The organism is Streptomyces sp. NPDC033221 (assembly GCF_055577005.1).
The window spans coordinates 1-16321 of the sequence record NZ_JBVIQN010000056.1 but is presented as its reverse complement, the minus strand read 5'-3'; the positions used below and the strand labels follow the sequence as shown (position 1 = coordinate 16321).

General features: G+C 68.8%; 27 protein-coding genes. 22 read left to right on the top strand and 5 right to left on the bottom strand.

All coding sequences use genetic code 11. The features are described 5' to 3' along the window. Nucleotides 1-17: 17 nt before the first annotated feature. Nucleotides 18-200, bottom strand: coding sequence for a hypothetical protein (locus ACZ53K_RS39945; protein WP_468847232.1), 183 nt, complete (start codon nt 198-200; stop codon nt 18-20). 349 nt (nt 201-549) lie between these two features. On the opposite strand from ACZ53K_RS39945, the gene ACZ53K_RS39940 reads away from it, so the two are divergent. Both ACZ53K_RS39940 and ACZ53K_RS39935 read left to right on the top strand, forming a co-directional pair. Beyond that, nucleotides 550-1161, top strand: a complete 612-nt coding sequence (locus ACZ53K_RS39940; RefSeq protein WP_468847230.1) for a nucleotide-binding protein — start codon at nt 550-552, stop codon at nt 1159-1161. A 5-nt stretch (nt 1162-1166) separates the two neighbouring features. Further along, nucleotides 1167-1613, top strand: coding sequence for a hypothetical protein (locus tag ACZ53K_RS39935; RefSeq protein ID WP_468847228.1), 447 nt, complete (start codon nt 1167-1169; stop codon nt 1611-1613). A gap of 393 nt (nt 1614-2006) precedes the next feature. On the opposite strand, the gene ACZ53K_RS39930 is transcribed toward ACZ53K_RS39935, so the two are convergent. From ACZ53K_RS39930 to ACZ53K_RS39915, 4 genes are all read right to left on the bottom strand, one after another. After that, complete coding sequence (locus tag ACZ53K_RS39930; protein ID WP_468847225.1) at nt 2007-3086, bottom strand: hypothetical protein; 1080 nt, start codon at nt 3084-3086, stop codon at nt 2007-2009. Between the two features lie 120 nt (nt 3087-3206). Further along, entirely contained in the window at nt 3207-3551 is a 345-nt protein-coding gene (locus ACZ53K_RS39925) for a hypothetical protein (RefSeq protein WP_468847223.1), read from the bottom strand. 97 nt (nt 3552-3648) lie between these two features. After that, entirely contained in the window at nt 3649-3834 is a 186-nt protein-coding gene (locus tag ACZ53K_RS39920; RefSeq protein WP_468847220.1) for a hypothetical protein, read from the bottom strand. 1204 nt (nt 3835-5038) lie between these two features. Continuing rightward, complete coding sequence (locus tag ACZ53K_RS39915; RefSeq protein ID WP_468847217.1) at nt 5039-5437, bottom strand: hypothetical protein; 399 nt, start codon at nt 5435-5437, stop codon at nt 5039-5041. Between the two features lie 421 nt (nt 5438-5858). On the opposite strand from ACZ53K_RS39915, the gene ACZ53K_RS39910 reads away from it, so the two are divergent. The 20 genes from ACZ53K_RS39910 (at nt 5859) to ACZ53K_RS39815 (ending at nt 15999) form a co-directional block, all read left to right on the top strand. Then, the gene (locus tag ACZ53K_RS39910) at nt 5859-6395 is read left to right on the top strand and encodes a hypothetical protein (protein WP_468847214.1); all 537 of its coding nucleotides are present in this window, start codon (nt 5859-5861) and stop codon (nt 6393-6395) included. A 2-nt stretch (nt 6396-6397) separates the two neighbouring features. Beyond that, nucleotides 6398-7366, top strand: coding sequence for a CopG family transcriptional regulator (locus tag ACZ53K_RS39905; protein WP_468847312.1), 969 nt, complete (start codon nt 6398-6400; stop codon nt 7364-7366). Nucleotides 7367-7645: 279 nt separating this feature from the next. Then, nucleotides 7646-8065 carry a RapZ C-terminal domain-containing protein gene (locus tag ACZ53K_RS39900; RefSeq protein ID WP_468847211.1) on the top strand — a complete coding sequence of 140 codons (420 nt, stop codon included), beginning with the start codon at nt 7646-7648 and terminating at the stop codon, nt 8063-8065. A 140-nt stretch (nt 8066-8205) separates the two neighbouring features. Continuing rightward, complete coding sequence (locus ACZ53K_RS39895; protein WP_468847208.1) at nt 8206-9009, top strand: HIT family protein; 804 nt, start codon at nt 8206-8208, stop codon at nt 9007-9009. Between the two features lie 134 nt (nt 9010-9143). Continuing rightward, the gene (locus tag ACZ53K_RS39890) at nt 9144-9326 is read left to right on the top strand and encodes a pRL2-8 (RefSeq protein ID WP_468847205.1); all 183 of its coding nucleotides are present in this window, start codon (nt 9144-9146) and stop codon (nt 9324-9326) included. Nucleotides 9327-9407: 81 nt separating this feature from the next. Continuing rightward, nucleotides 9408-9593: a hypothetical protein gene (locus tag ACZ53K_RS39885; protein WP_468847202.1), complete on the top strand. Its 186-nt coding sequence runs from the start codon at nt 9408-9410 to the stop codon at nt 9591-9593. Between the two features lie 36 nt (nt 9594-9629). Next, nucleotides 9630-9824: a hypothetical protein gene (locus ACZ53K_RS39880; protein ID WP_468847200.1), complete on the top strand. Its 195-nt coding sequence runs from the start codon at nt 9630-9632 to the stop codon at nt 9822-9824. A 77-nt stretch (nt 9825-9901) separates the two neighbouring features. Beyond that, on the top strand, nt 9902-10105 hold the full coding sequence (locus ACZ53K_RS39875; RefSeq protein ID WP_468847197.1) for a hypothetical protein: 204 nt from the start codon (nt 9902-9904) through the stop codon (nt 10103-10105). Beyond that, the gene (locus tag ACZ53K_RS39870; protein WP_468847194.1) at nt 10105-10284 is read left to right on the top strand and encodes a hypothetical protein; all 180 of its coding nucleotides are present in this window, start codon (nt 10105-10107) and stop codon (nt 10282-10284) included. Before ACZ53K_RS39875 ends, ACZ53K_RS39870 begins: the two co-directional genes overlap by 1 nt. Next, a complete protein-coding gene (locus ACZ53K_RS39865) occupies nt 10281-10502 on the top strand; it encodes a hypothetical protein (protein ID WP_468847192.1) in 222 nt (73 codons plus the stop codon). The genes ACZ53K_RS39870 and ACZ53K_RS39865 overlap by 4 nt, the downstream gene beginning before the upstream one ends. 266 nt (nt 10503-10768) lie before the next feature. Continuing rightward, the gene (locus ACZ53K_RS39860) at nt 10769-10993 is read left to right on the top strand and encodes a hypothetical protein (RefSeq protein ID WP_468847190.1); all 225 of its coding nucleotides are present in this window, start codon (nt 10769-10771) and stop codon (nt 10991-10993) included. A 130-nt stretch (nt 10994-11123) separates the two neighbouring features. Further along, complete coding sequence (locus ACZ53K_RS39855; protein ID WP_468847187.1) at nt 11124-11504, top strand: hypothetical protein; 381 nt, start codon at nt 11124-11126, stop codon at nt 11502-11504. Between the two features lie 110 nt (nt 11505-11614). After that, nucleotides 11615-12034, top strand: a complete 420-nt coding sequence (locus ACZ53K_RS39850; RefSeq protein WP_468847184.1) for a DUF3307 domain-containing protein — start codon at nt 11615-11617, stop codon at nt 12032-12034. 25 nt (nt 12035-12059) lie between these two features. Next, the gene (locus ACZ53K_RS39845; protein ID WP_468847181.1) at nt 12060-12614 is read left to right on the top strand and encodes a hypothetical protein; all 555 of its coding nucleotides are present in this window, start codon (nt 12060-12062) and stop codon (nt 12612-12614) included. 14 nt (nt 12615-12628) lie between these two features. Further along, nucleotides 12629-12907 carry a hypothetical protein gene (locus ACZ53K_RS39840; protein WP_468847178.1) on the top strand — a complete coding sequence of 93 codons (279 nt, stop codon included), beginning with the start codon at nt 12629-12631 and terminating at the stop codon, nt 12905-12907. A 16-nt stretch (nt 12908-12923) separates the two neighbouring features. Beyond that, nucleotides 12924-13262 carry a hypothetical protein gene (locus tag ACZ53K_RS39835; RefSeq protein WP_468847176.1) on the top strand — a complete coding sequence of 113 codons (339 nt, stop codon included), beginning with the start codon at nt 12924-12926 and terminating at the stop codon, nt 13260-13262. Nucleotides 13263-13524: 262 nt separating this feature from the next. Beyond that, nucleotides 13525-14220 (top strand): hypothetical protein, encoded by a 696-nt coding sequence (locus tag ACZ53K_RS39830; RefSeq protein ID WP_468847173.1) that lies wholly within the window; start codon nt 13525-13527, stop codon nt 14218-14220. Then, nucleotides 14210-14743, top strand: coding sequence for a bifunctional DNA primase/polymerase (locus tag ACZ53K_RS39825; RefSeq protein WP_468847170.1), 534 nt, complete (start codon nt 14210-14212; stop codon nt 14741-14743). Before ACZ53K_RS39830 ends, ACZ53K_RS39825 begins: the two co-directional genes overlap by 11 nt. Nucleotides 14744-15340: 597 nt before the next feature. Then, entirely contained in the window at nt 15341-15607 is a 267-nt protein-coding gene (locus tag ACZ53K_RS39820) for a ribbon-helix-helix protein, CopG family (protein ID WP_468847167.1), read from the top strand. After that, on the top strand, nt 15604-15999 hold the full coding sequence (locus ACZ53K_RS39815) for a hypothetical protein (RefSeq protein WP_468847165.1): 396 nt from the start codon (nt 15604-15606) through the stop codon (nt 15997-15999). Before ACZ53K_RS39820 ends, ACZ53K_RS39815 begins: the two co-directional genes overlap by 4 nt. Nucleotides 16000-16321 lie beyond the last annotated feature (322 nt).

The following is a 16321-nucleotide window of genomic DNA, read 5'->3' as shown; positions in this document are numbered from 1 at the left end:
GTGCATGGCTACACGTCCTACTGCGGGCTCTCCGTCCGCCAGCTGTGGGGAGCGTCATCTAGGAGGGACACCTCCCACTTCCAGGATCTGCTGGACGTGAGCTGGGCGGTGACCACCCGCTCCCGGTCGTCCTCCTCGGCCTGGACGCGGGCCCGCCCGACCGCCTGGAGCAGCCCCACGGCGAAGCGCGCGGGCAGCACCGGCTCACGCTCAGTTCCGGCGGGAGCGGCAACGGCGATTGTCCTGTCGGGCGCCAACAGATCGACAACAACCCCCCCGGCCGTCCTGCACCTGACGGATCCGGACCACCGCGTCGGCACGGACCAGTTCCAGTTCCCGGTAACGGTCAGGTGCCGTATAGATCCACACGTTCGCCACAGTGTCCCTCCAGCTCATCGGCGTCTCGCCTTGCTCATCATTAACAAGAAGGCACCGCATCATCGTGACTTCCGCGAAGTCATGACTGCCAGCGGCGCGGGCCCGCGCAGACGCCCACGGATCATGTGTCCGTGGGCGTCTGCGCATGTGCACATGCTCTAGCCTGGCCGTATGGCAACGAAGATTGCGGTGTGCCAGTTCAAGGGCGGCGCACAGAAAACGACGACCACCGTCGCCCTCAGCGAGGCCGCCGTGGAAGCTGGCCTCGATGTCGAGAGCATCGACACCGACCCGATGGGCGGCATGATGCGCTGGGCCATGAGGGCAGAAGACGAAGGCCGGCCGCTGCGCATGACCGTCACCGGTATGCCCTCCCCCAAGGAACTTCCGCACCGGATCTCCATCGCCACCCAGCATCGCGACCTGGTCACCATCGACGGGCCGCCCCCCGGCGCTCTGGCCATCGCCAAAGCCGCCATCGAAGCCGCCGACTACGTGCTGATGGCGTGCCCCGCACGCCCGGCCGACCAGGACAGCGTCCCGGCCACGCTCGCCGTCATCCAAAAGGCCGGCAAGCCGTTCAACGGTGTCCTCACCATGGCCCGCAACACGATCATGACCGATGCCGGACGGATCGCCCTGACCGAGATGGGCGTACCCCTGCTGGAGACCGAGCTGAAGCTCAGCGACCAGGTGGCCGACAACTACGGCCACCGGTCGCGCGGAATGCTCCGCAAGTTCGGCCTGGACCTGTTCTACGAGATCAGCACGAAGATTGGGTGACCTCAATGGAAGACGACACCAACGCGGACTCGCCCCCCGAGACGGCTGCGGAACGGCGCCGCAAAAAAGCCCAGGAAGGCGCGAAGCGCTTTCTGAACCCCGGACAGAAGACCGCAGCCGCGAAGAAGACGTCACCGGCGAAGAAGAGCACGACGGCGAAGAAGACAACAGCACGAAGGACGACAGCCAAGAAGACCACCGCGTCGGCACCACCGACTACGGACAAGCTCGCGACCACGAAACAAGCGCCACCAGCCGAGCAGGAGAAGACGGTTTTCTACAGTGCCCGCATCAACCTGACCACCACCCCGGCGCAGAAGAAGATGCTCAAGCTCGCGGGTGTGGAGGACGGGATCGATACCACCGCGCGTATCCGCGCGATGATCGCGCTGTATGAGGAGGACGAACGGCTCCGCAAGCGTGTCGACAAGATGGCCCAGCACTGGCGCTGAGCACCCCCGCCCCGGCATGACGCAAGATGAGCGGTTGTGCAGGTCATTGCCTGCGCAACCGCTCATTTGCTTATGTGGCGTCACCAGCGCGGTGTAGGGCCGCCCTTGTGCGAATAGTTGGGCGTGCCTGGCCCACAGGGCACCACCCCAGAGCCCGACGCCCGGCGGACGAAGCTCTGGCAGGGGCCGCCCGCTTCCCGAGCTGGACGGGCGCGAACCCTCACGTCGTCGCCACGTTCGTGACGGGCGCGTGCCAGCTCTGGGAGCGGCAGGCGGCGGTCCGGGATGCCGGCCTGAGTAAGTGCCTGTTTGGAAGCCCGAAAAGCCCAGCTCAGAGCAGGCTTGTGATGCGTGAGCCGAAAGGTGCCATTCCGGCTGTCCCCGAGTCATACTTCAGTGCGCCTCGTCGGTGTTGTTCATGTAGAAGCACAGCCCGGACAAGACTGTGAGCATGTCCTCCAAGGCGGTGATGTGCTCGCGTACGGCGACCGGCAGGTGAACCCGCTCCCACAGCGCGACGCTGGCGTCGTCCCGACGGGCCCACGCCGCTTCCAGCCCGTGGACGGTGGCACCGATCTCGTCCAGGGCCACGGCGGTGCTGGCCAGCGCGGACCCGAAGGGCTGGCGGGGATGCGAGTCGAGGTCGCCGCCATGGCCGTGGTGGCCCTGGACGGCACCGATCGTGGCGTGCAGGTGGACCAGGCGGACAGCCCGCTGGATCCAAGCGGGCCCGGTGACCTCGTCCGGTATCTCGGGGGCGTCCGGAGCGGCGACCAGGCTCGGGTGCAGGGCCGCGGCGGCGTGGCGGGCAGCCGGGCCCGGCGCCCACCGGCCGGCCCTCAGCTCGTCCGAGGCCCGGGTGAGGCCGCGGACGGCGTACTCGACCGTGCCGGCCCACCGAGGCCGGTGGCCATCTCGGTAGGGGCCCGATGCCAGGGCCCGGCACCGGTCACCGAGCAGCAGCGGCGGGTCGGGTGTGCCGTCGGCGGTGTCACGGACGGATTCGTTCTCCTTGAGATCCTGCATCACATGCCAGGTCACGATCGACCGCGCCGACTCCAGCAGCGGCTCCTCGCGCCGCTGCACCCGGTCCCAGCTCCCGGGCAGGGACCGGGACCATTCGGGGAGCGGGTCGGTGTAGAAGTCATGGTGGCGGGCTCCACCCAGCCACCACAGCGCGCGGTTCAGCGGCACCTCGTCGACCAGCACATCGGCCTCTCGCGCTGCCCGCCACAAGGCGAGTGCCAGGAGGCGTGAGGCGGGCATCCACCGGGTCAGGCGTTCCTGGCGGGCCGTCGGGTCGGCGCCGACGATCCCACCCTCCTCCTCGATGCGCTCGATGTCTCCAGGGTCGTAGCCGATGACCCGCTTCGTCAGCTCCCACGCCAGCCGCTGCACTCGGACCCAGGAGCCCTCTGCGTATGCCTGCTCGTGCAGGGTCTCCCACGCACCCGGCCGCTCCGTCTCTGCCACAACCCCACCCTGTCAGTAGTTCGAACGGATCACGTACCCGCATCCTCGCGTGGCCTGCCGGCGGATACCGCCCCATGTGATCCATCGTGACGCATAGGCGCCTCGCGGTGACGCCTGCCGTCACGGCCGTTCGGAAGCGTCACGCCCCGCCATCGCGAGCCGCTTCCGCGCCCTCCAGGCCCGCGTACGGCACCGCTTCGAGCAGTACACCGAGTCGCTGCGCTTCCTCACCGGCACGAGCCACCCGCACATCGGACAGCGGCCGTTGACGTACGAATCGGTCGCGGCCATGCCCAGGGCCTCCAGGCTGCGGTACACCGCCAGGGCGAAGACCGTGGCCTGCCGGTGCACCCGCCGCCAGTGCTTCGACCGGCACACGGTGTCGCAGAACCGCCTGTTCGGCCCCGCGTCCCGAGGCAGCGGCTTCCGGCACAGCTCGCAGCGCCGCGTCGGTCTCCTGGCCATGCCCTCAGTCTGGCCCCACGGGGCGGCGACGGGAAGGGCGGACGCCGGAAGGGCGTCGCCGACTATGCGAGCGCGTGGACGCCGGAATCTCCCACAGCTAGTCCGCAGGGACGGTGAGCCCGTCGGCCGCGGCATCATTGAGCACCACGTCGGCGCCGATGGAGGTCACCTCCAAGCCGAGGGCGGCCTTCAGCCAGCACAGTGCCTGGTGACGTCCCTGCGCATCCAGTGCCTTCAGCGAGGTGTAGGCGGCCTGGATCCGCTCGATCTCTTCCTGCTTCATGGTCCCCTCCTTGGGAGTCGGTGACCTGTCCAGTTCATCACCGGGTTGTCGCGCTTATGTCGCACGCGATGACCTTCGCAAGGGCTTCGGCCCGTGTCCTGTGCCACCGATTCCTAATGCCGTCTGTCAAGCCGCGTAGGCATTGGGCGGGGTGAGTTCGTAGCAGCGTCCGTCGCGGAGGAGGGCCCAGAGAACGTTGACGCGGCGGCGGGCCAGGGCGAGGACGGCGGCCGACGGTGCCCGTCAGCACCCGGACTGGCGGGCACCATCTGTCCCGACTGGATTGTCACAGCGGTGGCGGGCGCCGCCGTTGCGTGTGTCCCGAGGCGGCGGCGCAGTGCGACGAAAAGGCTGCGGTCCGTGGCCTGCGCCGGTGATTCACTGCCCGGGGCCCGGACTGGGGCCCGCAGGTGCGCACCCGAATGTTTCAGAGGCAGGACGCAGCAGCGGACCGGCTCGGTCCACGGCTGTGACGGGTACCAAGCGGCGTCGTGGAGGCCGCAGATCGGAAGGAACCGGGCGGGCTTGTCCGGGTCGTCGGTCCAGCAGAACCATCGCGATCTGCCGTGCACTGGTGCACGCAAGGCGAGGTGAGGGCCGTCATGCGCTACGAACAGCAAACACCACACCGGCATCCCGGCAAGGCCGCTCTCACCCCATGGGCTGTACACATCGCACGTCGGCACTCCGGCCAACACCCGCGAAGGAAGACGGACGCCAGGCGTTGCCGTTGTGGGCTGCGGCTTTTGGCCATCGCCCGGGGCTTTGCGGCGCATCCGGTAGGCCGCCTGCCTGCAGGCGTTCGAGCAGAAGCGGCGGGGCCGGCCGCCGCGGGCGGTGACCAGGTCGTGCGGTAAGAACGGCTCGCCGCACCGCGGGCACCGTCGCACGAGCTCTTCGGAGAGCTCCCGCGCCCAGCTGCGCAGTCCGGCCGACACGGCAATCTTGCCGTCCTGGCCGAACTCGTCGCTCATGGCGGTGGAACGGCTGGGATGACGCAGCCGGGAGGTGGCCACGCGCAGGATTCCCGCCACTTCTCCATCAGAACGGCGCAGCAGCCGGGCTATCGTCGCCAGCGGTTGCTCCAGAACGATCGCCAGCGTGAAGACGGTGACCTCCAGGTCGTTGAGGGTTGTCAGGACATGGTTGATGGAGCTGGTGTCCGCCCGGTTGGCCGTCGGATCCCGGTAGTCGTAGCGTCGCTTCACTGCCCCCTGCCCTCCCGTGCCACCGGCAGACCCGCTGTCCCGTCGCGCTGCTCCGGAATGGCCGGCCGGACAACGGCCAGCTGGTTGGTGCTGATGCTGATTGTCGGGGAGACGGCTGTCCCCGGCGCGGGGTTCTGCCCGGGCAGGGCGGAAGGATTGAGCACTGACGCTTCCCCGGGGACGTTGCGCCACTTTCCCCAGGGCAGCAGGCACGACAGAGCGCCGATGATCTGGCTCAGGCCGCACAGCACCGCAGGAACATCCTGAGCGCGGGCCTTCTTGAGCACCGCCCTGATCGTCCACGCCACCAGCAGCGCCAGCACCAGGACGAGCGCGACAACACCCAGCACATAGGGAACAGGACCGGCCTGTGAGCCGACGGACAGCGCGTGCACGTATGCCTCCAGAAACACGAAAAGCCCCGGTCGGCAGACCGGGGCGGGAATGGGACGGTAGGGCGGACCCGGGCGTGGAAACGAAAAAGCTCCCGCCGCCCGGGTCCGGGTGCAGGAGCAAAACGCGGGCACAGATGTGGCCGCTGCGCCTCGCAGTATGCCACCAGGTACAGCCGGTGGTGAGAACACACTTCGCCCAAGGTCGCTGACGTGGGCAGACGCTCGCACATGGTTGGAGGTTTCGTAACGCGGGGCCAGCTGCTGCCACTTGAGCCGACGGCAGCACGGCGCGGGCGGGCCTCGCGGGCGGGCGCGGTGTCAGTGGGCGGCGGTAGTGTCGTCCGGCCTTTTCAGGGCTGACGGCAGCCGCGGCGGGGCAGTGTTTTCGGCGGGACGCGGCACATCACAGGTGGGGGTTTGAGTGGGCGAGATACGGCATGAGGTGGCCGAGGAGACCAGCAGGCTCCAGGCCGGCATCACCTCGGTGCTCCAGGAACTGGAAGACATGCCGCAGGACGATCCGCGGTACGAGGCGCTGTTCGAGCAGCTGGTCGCGGCCGGGGCCGCGCTGCTGGTGTACGAAGCCGCGGTGCCAGCGAAGCTGGAGGCGCCGCACCGTAAGACCAGCAAAAGCGTTTTGACGTGGGCGGCATGGGCGCACGGCATTCAGGCCGTGCTCCTTGCCCTGGCTCCGCTGACCGGCTGGATCAGCTGGGGGTGGCTGCTGCTGGCCATCCCCCAGGCCGTAGCCAGTGTCCTGGTCGGCACGGTGGAGCCGGTTCCGGGCGAGCACGGGATGCTGCGTCCGGCTGCGGCTGCTCTCGGCATCGTCACCGTCCTTGTGCCCCTCCTGGTCTTCGGCGTCATCTCGGGCTGGTTCTGGATTGCCGCCGTCTTGTGCTGGCTGGCTGGTTTCGCCCTCGCCGGCGGCTCCACGCAGGAGGTGAAGGCGGCGTGAGCATGGACAGCTCGTACAGCGATCTGGACCGCCGGATCGACCGTGTGAAGCGGGAAGTCACCTCCGAGCTGTCGGGCGTGAGCGACAAGCTCCGCGACCTGGAGAACAGCGTCGACGAACTGGAGGGCATCCCCCGCCGGGTCGATTCCCTGGAGTACGACCTCCAGGAGGCGAAAGAGGAGACCGAACGCCTCGACAGCGACCTGCGGGCAGAGATCTCGGATGCCGAGGGCAGCGTCTCCCGCCTCACGACGCGGGTCGCGGCCCTGGAACGGCACCTGCGGCAGGCCAAGGGTGCGGTCGTCGCCGACCTCGACGACCGGGGCGGCGAACTGCACGCCTTGGCCCTGATCGTGGAAAATGGCATTGCCGCGCAGGCCGGCCTGCTGGCCGACTACCAGCGGGCCGGCCTGCAGATGGCGGGCACACGGCTCCACAGCGCCCTGGAGGAACGGCGCCTGCACCGCCACACGGTGCTGGCGGCTGCGGCGGTGTTGGCCGCTACGCCGGCCGGGGATCCGAAGCGCAAAGCGGCCGTGCGGGACTTCAAGGCTTCCGCGCCCAAGGCCCGGGAAGTGCACGGCCGGATCGCCAAGCTGCGGGCCGACGTACAAAAGTCGCAGGCCGAGCTGGCGGCCGACGACGCGCTGCGCGCCATGCACCGCAAGACGATCGACGCGGGCCAGCGGGCCGACACCAAGCTGCGGATGCGGCTGCGCAGCCGTCTGTCCGACGTGCTCAGCGGCACCGACCTGATGCCGGTCTGGTTCCACACCGCGTTCGGCCCGATGGCCCCCGCACGGGGTGCCAACGACTGGCTGGACACCGCGACGGACGTCCTGGCGTACCGGGCCACCTACAAGGTCAACGACCCCGTCCTCGCCCTCGGCACCCCGCCCGGCGGGCCGCGCGACGCGCGCCGCGCCATGTGGTTCGAGGACCTGAAGCAGGCACTCAGGCGCTGGGGGTAGCCGCACCCTGCCTGGCCTGTGCACACCTTCGAGGCCGCAGCCCGCTCCGGGGCTGCGGCCTCGGTGATTCCCGGAACCCGTACTCCTACGGGAAGTTGATGCCGCCGCCCCCTTGCGATCATTGTGCGCACGTGCGCACACTGAGGGCATGCGCAAATGCGCATCAGCGCATAGCTCGAACAGCTACAACACTGTTCTGAGTGAGTTCTCCAGACGCGGCACAAGTGTGAAACAGGAAACCCCTACCGCCGCCCCGCAGCGGCCAAGAAGGTGGACTCCATGACGCAGACCATGAAGTGGAACCGCAAGGTCGAAATCGCGAGCTTCGGCTGGCTGCACGGCATGCCCGAACCGCTCTCCGGCGCCACGCTCCTGATCGACCTGCGCCACCGACTCCGCAACCCGCACGCCGACCCGGCCAAGCGCCAGATGACCGGGCGCGACCCCGAGATCCGCCACCACGTCCTCACCACCAAGGGCGCGCCCACCGTCATCGACCACAGCGTCGGCCAGATCCAGGCCCTGCTGTACGGGTGGGCCGACCCGCACAACCACATCGTGAGCGTCCTGATCGGCTGCCAGGGCGGCCGGCACCGTTCCGTCGTCGTGGCCGACGAAATCGCCGCAGTCCTGGAGGGCCGGGGTGTCGTCACCAATGTGACCCACCACCACATCGACCGCCCCGTCGTCCAGCGCTGACCATCCCGCCCTGCTCGTCCCGGACACCGGGAGATGGCGGCACCCACCAACGTGATCAGCGGTGACAGCGCCAGCACATCACACACCCGGTCGGCCTCGCACCACAGCCGCGAGGCCGGCCCCACCGAAGCGGAGCACCGATGCAACCCCGCCCCACCCCACAGGCCGTCATCACCTCCTACGGCGCACGGTGGAACGACCCGCCGCGCCACTCCGGCCCGTCCCTGGTCCTAGACGTCTCCGACCGGCTGTGGAACCCGCCGGACGACCCGGCCGTGCGCGACCACCTGACCCAGCTCACCGGCGCCGACCCGGCCGTGCGCGACTACGTCCTCGCCTCCCCCGGCGCCCGTCAGATCATCGAAGACGCGGGCCAGCAAGTCCTCACTCTGCAGGTACCGGCCCGCGGCCCGGTGCACCTCGATGTGAGCTGCTGGTACGGACGCCACCGCGCGCCCGCCGTCGCCATCGCCGTTGCCTCCTGGCTGCGCGAGCACGGCCTCCACGTCGACGTCGAACACCGCCACACCGGCCTGCCCCTGGTGCGGCACGACCGCCCCGCGTCCTGCGTGTTCTGCCGGATCGCCGACGGCACCGCCCCGGCCCAGGTGATCAAGAGCTGGCCCGACGCCCTGGCCTTCCGCCCTCTCGAACCGGTCACACCCGACCACATCCTCGTCATCCCCCGCACCCACGTGGCCGACTTCACCGCCGACCCCGTCGTCTCCGCACAGACCATGTACCGCGCTGCTCAGCTCGCCCGTGACGAGGGCCTCGACAACATCCTGCGCGACTCGGACCTGAACGCCATCACCAGCAAAGGGCCGGCCGCCACCCAGACCGTGTACCACCTGCACCTGCACCTCGTTCCGCGCACCGCCCTGGACGGCCTGCCCCTGCCCTGGACACCGCAGCAGACTGCGCCCCAGTACACGACTGGCTGACCGGCCACACCCGATCCGCCGGACACGCACCGGCGGCGAGACCAAAGGAGCCCACATGAGCTTGTTCCGTCACAGCACCACCCCTGAGTCGCTGGACCTGAACGCGCCCGTCGACGACGAAGAGGAGTGAACCCGTGAGCCACAGGGAAACCCCGCCTGGCGAGTGCCGCCAGTGCTGGCACCACGCGCACGTGCTGCACAACTTCTGGTCCTCCGGCTACCAGCCGTCGAAGGAGGACTGCCCGCAGTGCGTAGACCACATGGTCAACGGTCACCCCGACCACCTGATCGTCCCCAAGGAATCCAGTTGGTGGTGACGGCTGCCCGCGTCGCCCCGGCCAGCGCTGGGGCGGCAAGGGGAGCCGGGACAGCCCCGGCCCTGCATCGAAGGAGACGGCATGGGCCACCGCTCGGACTACAGCGATTTCAGCAACGAAGAGATCAAATTCGACGTCTGGAACTCGTCGCACAACGCAGCAGGCGCACGCGAGGCGGGCCTGTCCGACGACTCGGACCACTGGCGGGTCAACCAGGGCCTGGACGAACTGGAGCGCCGCGGCGACCTGAAGCCCTTCAAGAACTGACCGTCTGCTTAACCACACGACACCGAGGAGAACGCCATGGCCAGGAAAGAAACCCGCTACGAGTCCGAGGTCGAGCTCGAACACCCCGACGGCTCTCGCGTCACCTACCGCGGCGACGGCGTCGGCCCCGACGACGAGTCCGGCGACCAGCTTTTGAGCGGCGCCGAGCAGGCCGCCCTGGCCGAGGAGCCCGGAGCGCGCGTCGTCAGCTCCCGAACCCGCCGCCGCTGACCGGCTGCCTGTGGTCCCGGACACCATGCCGGGGCCGCGGGGAGCCGGGACAGCCCCGGCCCGTACAAGGAGGAGCCATGTCACGTAAGCGCGACTACAGCGGAATGACCGACCAGAAGCTGCACGACTCGGCGGTGGACGACCTCCGCTGCAAGGACCGCGCCACCCGATGGGGGCTGGCCGACCAGGCGGCGCGGTTCGACGAGGCCGCGGACAGCAAGGTCAAGGAGCTGAACCAGCGAACGGACGACAGGCTACGCGCGGAGGGGTGGGACGTCTGATGGCGACCGTTCTCTGCCTGACCGGCACCGTGCTGGTGATCACCGTGCTCGCCTGCGTGGGGTTCACGGCTGGCCTGCTCGTGCACAACCAGACAGCGCAGGCCCACGGTCCGGCCTGCTGGTTCTGCCACCCGCCGCGCCGCATCCGCCGGCGCACCCGGGCTGGGGGCCGGTCATGAGCCGCAAGAGCCGCAAGGAGCGCGAGGACCAGGCGCTCACCGGTGACCTGCTCGATTTCGCAGACGCGGGGATCGTCGCCCGGCAGCCGGATGTCGAGTTCGAGGACGGTTCGTTCGAGGACGTCGTCTACAGCGGGCTGATGTCCGCGCACCGCAACTGCACCGAGGACGGCAGTCCGTACCCGCCGCCCGACCACGGCTACCCGAAGAGCTACTGACATGGCGAACACCCGGTTCGGCCACGCGTCGAGCACCGTGCGGCAGTAGGCATCCGGGCCGCGGTCATCGGCCCCGGATCCTGTCCGCCATCCCGGGCGGGGCCCACTGATCGGCGGGCCCCGCCCTTGTGCTGCCACCGAACAAGCAGACACGGATATGTGCGCACCCCTTGCGATCACTGTGCGCATGTGCGCACACTAGGGGTTGTGCAGACGCGCAAATGCGCATCTGCCCCTAGCTTGAACTGCGGAGAAAGGGAACAGGAATGGTCTCCACCCGAGTCCCCCGTTCGGTACGCAAGTTCGTCGACCGCGCCTCGCTCACCGCCGCGACCCTGATCGGGCTGCTCCTGCTGTGGGCGACCAGCCTGCCGTTGGTGCCCGTTCTCGTGTTCCTGACGGGCTCCGCCATCGCCTACGGCGCCTGCCAGTACCTCGCACAGCATCTGCTCAGCAAGAAGACCCGCCGTCGCCCCGCGCGGCGGCGCTGACGACCCCGTCACGCCACGGAACGGGATACCGCGCACCCATTGCGGCGCTGTGTGCACATGCGCACACTGGGGGACGTAGCCAGCAATGCGCGAATGCGCGTCTGCCCATGCAATGAACAGGAGCAATGCCGTGGCTGTACGTGTCACCGAAGTCGGCAACCAAACGGCGAATCTGCGCTGGGAGAAAGACGACGACCCCGTCGGCTGGCTCCACCAAGCTCTGTCCGGCAACGCGCCCCTCACGGACGCCCTCCAGGCCCTGGCGGACCCGATGGAGCTCGGCAACACCAACCGCATCGACGGCACCGACGACGCCAAGCAGCGACTGCGCGCCGTGCTGTGGCTGCTCGCCATCCTCAACGACCGCGCCGACGTCCTCACCGTCGCCCTACGCGACACCTACGACCTGTCCTGGAGCGACCTCCAGGAGGTCATCGACCCCGACAACCCGCACAAGCGCTCCACCGCCCGCCGCCGCTACGAGGCCGGCCGCAAACGCATCGGCAGCTGACCTCTTCTGATCTACCGGCGCTGACCCGCCGAACCCGTCCAGCGGACCGGCTGACCCCGACCGCAGGACACCTGACCAACCTCACCCACACCAGCGAAAGAAGTACTGCGATGATCGTGCACGCCCTCATCTTCCTCATCGGTTTCACCGTCTTCTACGCCGCGCACCACCTGGCCGACTACCCGTTCCAGACCGACCACCAGGCCACCCACAAAGCAGAGAAGAGCCTTCGCGGCTGGATCGCCAACCAGGCACACGCCGCAACCCACACGCTCACCTCCATCGTTCTCCTGGCCCTCGCAGCCGCCGTACTGGGCCTCCCGCTCACCAGCGCCGGCACCCTGGCAGCGCTCGCGTGGATCCACCTCTCGCACACCACCATCGACCGGCGCTGGCCCGTCACCTGGTGGATGCACAACGCCCGTCAGCGAAGCTTCCACGCCCGCGGGGGCGCCGCCCACGTCGACCAGACCGCCCACCTCGTCCTCGGCCTGCTGCCGGCCGCCCTGCTCCTGTCCAAGCTCGGCTGACCGGCGCACGCCCAAGGAGGACGACATGGCCTGGTACTGGTGGATGATCCTCGGCGCCGCCCTCAGCGTCGCCGGCACCTACGGAATGACCGGCTCTCTCACCGCGCTCAAGCCCAAGCCGATCGCAAGCTGTTCCTGGTGCTCGCGGGCCTCCGGCCACACGGTGACGGGCCACACCTACGAGACCTGCCGCGCCCCGCAAGACGCCAAGACCGCCGAGGAACGGCGCCTGGCCGACCAGAAATACCAGCGCGAATGCCGCGAGCAGTACGCCAAGGACCACGCCGCGACGCAGGCCGCGGAACTCGCACGGCATGCAAGCAAGATGCGTCTGCTCACGGTCGGCACCATCACCACCCGGACCGGCTTCGGCACCAGTGAGATCCGCATGGACGGATGGGCCTTCGACACCCTGCCCGGCCCCTACAGCGGCCCCAGCAAAGGCACCCGGCAGCCGTACACGACGACCGGTGCCCCCGAGCGGACCCACGGCTGGACACTCCAGGAACTGCACGCCATCGCCCACGGCGGCGCCTGCCAGTGCGACGTCGTACGCCTCGCCAAGCACATCCGACGGTGACAGGAGGCCACCTCATGGGCATCGACCGCACCACCCTCACTCTGATCGCCGTCGTCTCCGCGCTCGCCGGAGCCGTCGCCAGCTGGTCCGCGCTACGCCACGGCGGCGACGCGGCCACCCTCGGACCGCTCACCTTCGCCGGCACCTCGATGGCACTCGGCAAGCTCTGCGGCGCCTCCGCCCTTGCCGTGCTGCTCCGCTCCGCGCTCCTGGTCGCCGGCGGCGCCGTTCTCCTGGTCGGCCTCGCTCTCGCCCGCATCGCAGGCTCCGACATCTCGCTGTCCACCGGATGACACTGAAGGACGCCTCATGGCACCGCGTCTGACACCCAAACGGCTCGCATTCCTGCAAGCCGCCGCCGACCACCCCAAGGGCAACATCCCGGCGATGCTCAAAACCGACGCGGGAGAGAAGCTGTTCCTCCGGGCCGCCGACGCAACCGCCCTGGAAGCCCCCGGCTACGCCGACTCGATCGACGACTGCGGGCACGTCCACAGCTCCGCCGATCCCCAGGGCCAGCACCGCCCGCATCCGCACCTCTTCCGCATCACCAGCCCAGGCCGCGCCGCTGCTGCCGACGCTGCCAGGAACAAGGACACCCGACCAGCCGCCCCACCCGGCGGCTGCCCGCCTGTACCCGAGAACTGACGGCACAGTCAGCCGGACCGCAACTGCCGGTTCCCGGCGGACCTCCGCCGGGAACCGGCGCGCGCCGTTGCCTGCCCCCTGTCAGCCCCGTCCAGTAACGTCTTCTCAGGGCGATCCGAACGCCCATCCCCCGCTGCCATGCGCGCCCACACCGCGCACAGCCTCACGGGAGAAGGTCCTGCGGGATCCGGCCGTTGCACTGTTGGACCGTTCGCTCTTACCGCCGGGTGGTGTGGGAACCCGGGCCAGTCAGGAGACGATCGTGACCAAGCGCAACACCGCCCAGCAGAGGGCCAGGGAGCTCCAGCAAGCCGAAGACATCGGCTACCACGAAGCCCTCAACCGCATCCGCGAGCAGAACCAGGCGCCGGCCCCCGAGCAGCCGCCCGCCATCGCGTACGTGCTCCAGCCCACCCCCGAGGAAGCCGCGGCTGGCATCACCACCGAGGAACTCGGCGTACGGGCCCTCCACCACAGCGCCACCCCCGAACAGCGGGCACACGCCGAAGCCGTCTGGCGGTCGGCCGACACTGACCAGCCCTGCCGGTGCTCGGGCACCGACTGCCGTCACGGCCGACACTGCGCACAAGACGCGGGCGACGACTGCGACTGCCCCGGACGCCTCATCCACACCGACCGTCACCCCGGAGCCCTCTGGAGTGTCACCACCTGGTGGGACACCTACGAGTGCGACACCTGCGTCGAAGGCTACGGCGTCGATGCGCAGCTCCCGGACATCCCCTGGGGCGAGAGCCACCCCGACGGCCCCACCGTCATCTACAGCGGCGTTCGCCACCCGAACTTCCCCGACTCCGACCAGGACGCCCCCGAGGGCGGCTCGTGCCTCTGTTCCGCATGCCACGACGAATATGAAGAGTACGAAGACGACCAGCCGGAATGCGAGGACTGCGGAAGCCGCTACGGCGACCCGGCCCACGACTACAACTGTGTGTGCTGACCACGCCCCCACACCAGCCGCGGTCGCCGACCTGGTCGGCCGCGGCCTGGCGGTGTTCCCTCTGCCGCCCGGCGGCCGGCAGCCTGCCCAGCGAGGCTGGGCAGGCCAGTGCCTGACCGACCCCGTCCTCGTACGGCGGCTGTGGACGCCCGGCGACAACGTCGGCGTGGGGTGCAGGGCCAGCAACCTCGTGGGCCTCGATCTCGACCTGGCCGAGGGCGGAATCGCCTCGTTCACCGCGTTCTGTGACGCAGTAGGCGAAGGCTGGCCCAACACGCTGACCGTCACCACCCCACGCGGCGGGCAGCACCTCTACTTCCGTGTACCGGACGGATGCACCCTCACCAGCGTCTCCGGCGGGCGGACCAGCCTCGGACCGGGTATCGACGTCCGCGGCCCCGGTCGCCACAGCGGCGGCTACCTCATCGGTCCCGGCTCCGTCGTCGGCGGTATCCCGTACGTCATCGGACGTGACGTACCCGTGGCGCCACTACCCGGATGGATCGCCGACCGGCTGGCATGACATCTGCCAACAGACAGGTCCCGCACCGCCGAAAACGGTGCGGGACCTGTCGTCTACCGGTCCATCGAAGATAATCGCTTGTGAGTCCGCGTCGCGGCCTTAGGGCGATCCTACCGGGCCTGTCAAGTGTGGACCGGTAGCCGAGGCCGTTTCGGCACATCGCCCGTAACTCCGCCGACTCACCTGCCTGACGGTTGCTCAGAAACTGGGGCAACGCTCTGACCTGCGACGACTCGTCAGGCGAGACAGATTCCCTTCACTCTCCGTATAACACAATCTGTTTCGTGCCCCTAACGAAACAGATTGCTTTCGCAGCCCTCGGAAATAGCCTCTGACCTGGTGAAACAAGAGCTACCGATGCCGTTTCGACCGGACATGGGACCGGTCCGGGACCGGTATCTACCGGTCCCGGAGTATCTACCGGTCCCGAAGAAAACTGCCTCTGACCTGCGGCGGGGACCGCTGGGACCGGTTGGACCGGTTCTGTGGCAAGGCCCCTATAGATAGAAAACATCCCTTGAAGTGGGATCACCAGGAGTGACGCGGGCCCTCTGCACGACTCTCCCCACCCCGCGCATACGGTCGTAAGCTGGTCGTATGCCGAAGGAGCGCGTCACCATCACGCTGTCCGAAGAGAGCGCTGCGGCGCTCCGCAAACTGGCAGACGCAGGCCAGATCGAGTCCGTCTCCGCCTACGTCGCCGACGCAGTCGAAGACCGCCTCGCCCGCCAAGAACGCGCTGCCCGCGTCATCGGCCGCTGGGCTACCGAAGCCGAGCAGCGCGACCCGGACGAATGGGCCAGGGCCCTGGAGTGGGCACGCAGCACCGCGCACAAGGACGAAGCAGCGAAGGGCGCCGCATGATCGGGGGATACATCCTCGACTCAACCGCCGTACGCCAGCTCGCCCAAGGCGGACCGTACATGGTGGCGCGCGTCTTCTACGCCGTGGAAGTCGTCCAGGTTCTCTACGTGCCCACGACCGCCCTCGCGGCCGGCCTGATTGGCTTCGATCTCAACGCAGCCCGCCGCGAACAAGTCGAACAGGCCCTGGACGCGCCAGCGTTCCACATCCACGATCTTGATCGGTCCGCGGCTCTCGCTGTCGCAGAGATCGCAACCATGGCGCAGGTCGACATCGCCACGGCACACGTCGCACACCTCGCGCTGCGGCGCCCCGGCCTTCCCGTGCTCACCGCACGCCCCGGAGAGCTCCACAAGGTCAACCCCACCATCGAGGCCGAAGAACTCCCCTGACTTACCGTCACCCCGCCACCCCCAAAGGACCCGCGACCCACAGGACGCGGGTCCTTTTGCGTGTAACACCAAGATCGCCCAGAGCCCGGGCATAGGCAAACGCGCATTTGCGCATAGCCTCAAGATCATCGCCGAATTCGACAACGGATAGCCACCGTGCGCAAGCACGCAAACATGCAGACGCTCATATGTGCATTTCTGCACGGCCTGGCCAGCAGCGATAAGGATGCAGGTAAATGATCACGCGGGTGGGGAGCTGGGCGCGCGGAAGCGCGACCGACCCAGAGCACGGCCGCATCGCGGCCGATCCGCCGGGGGGCGG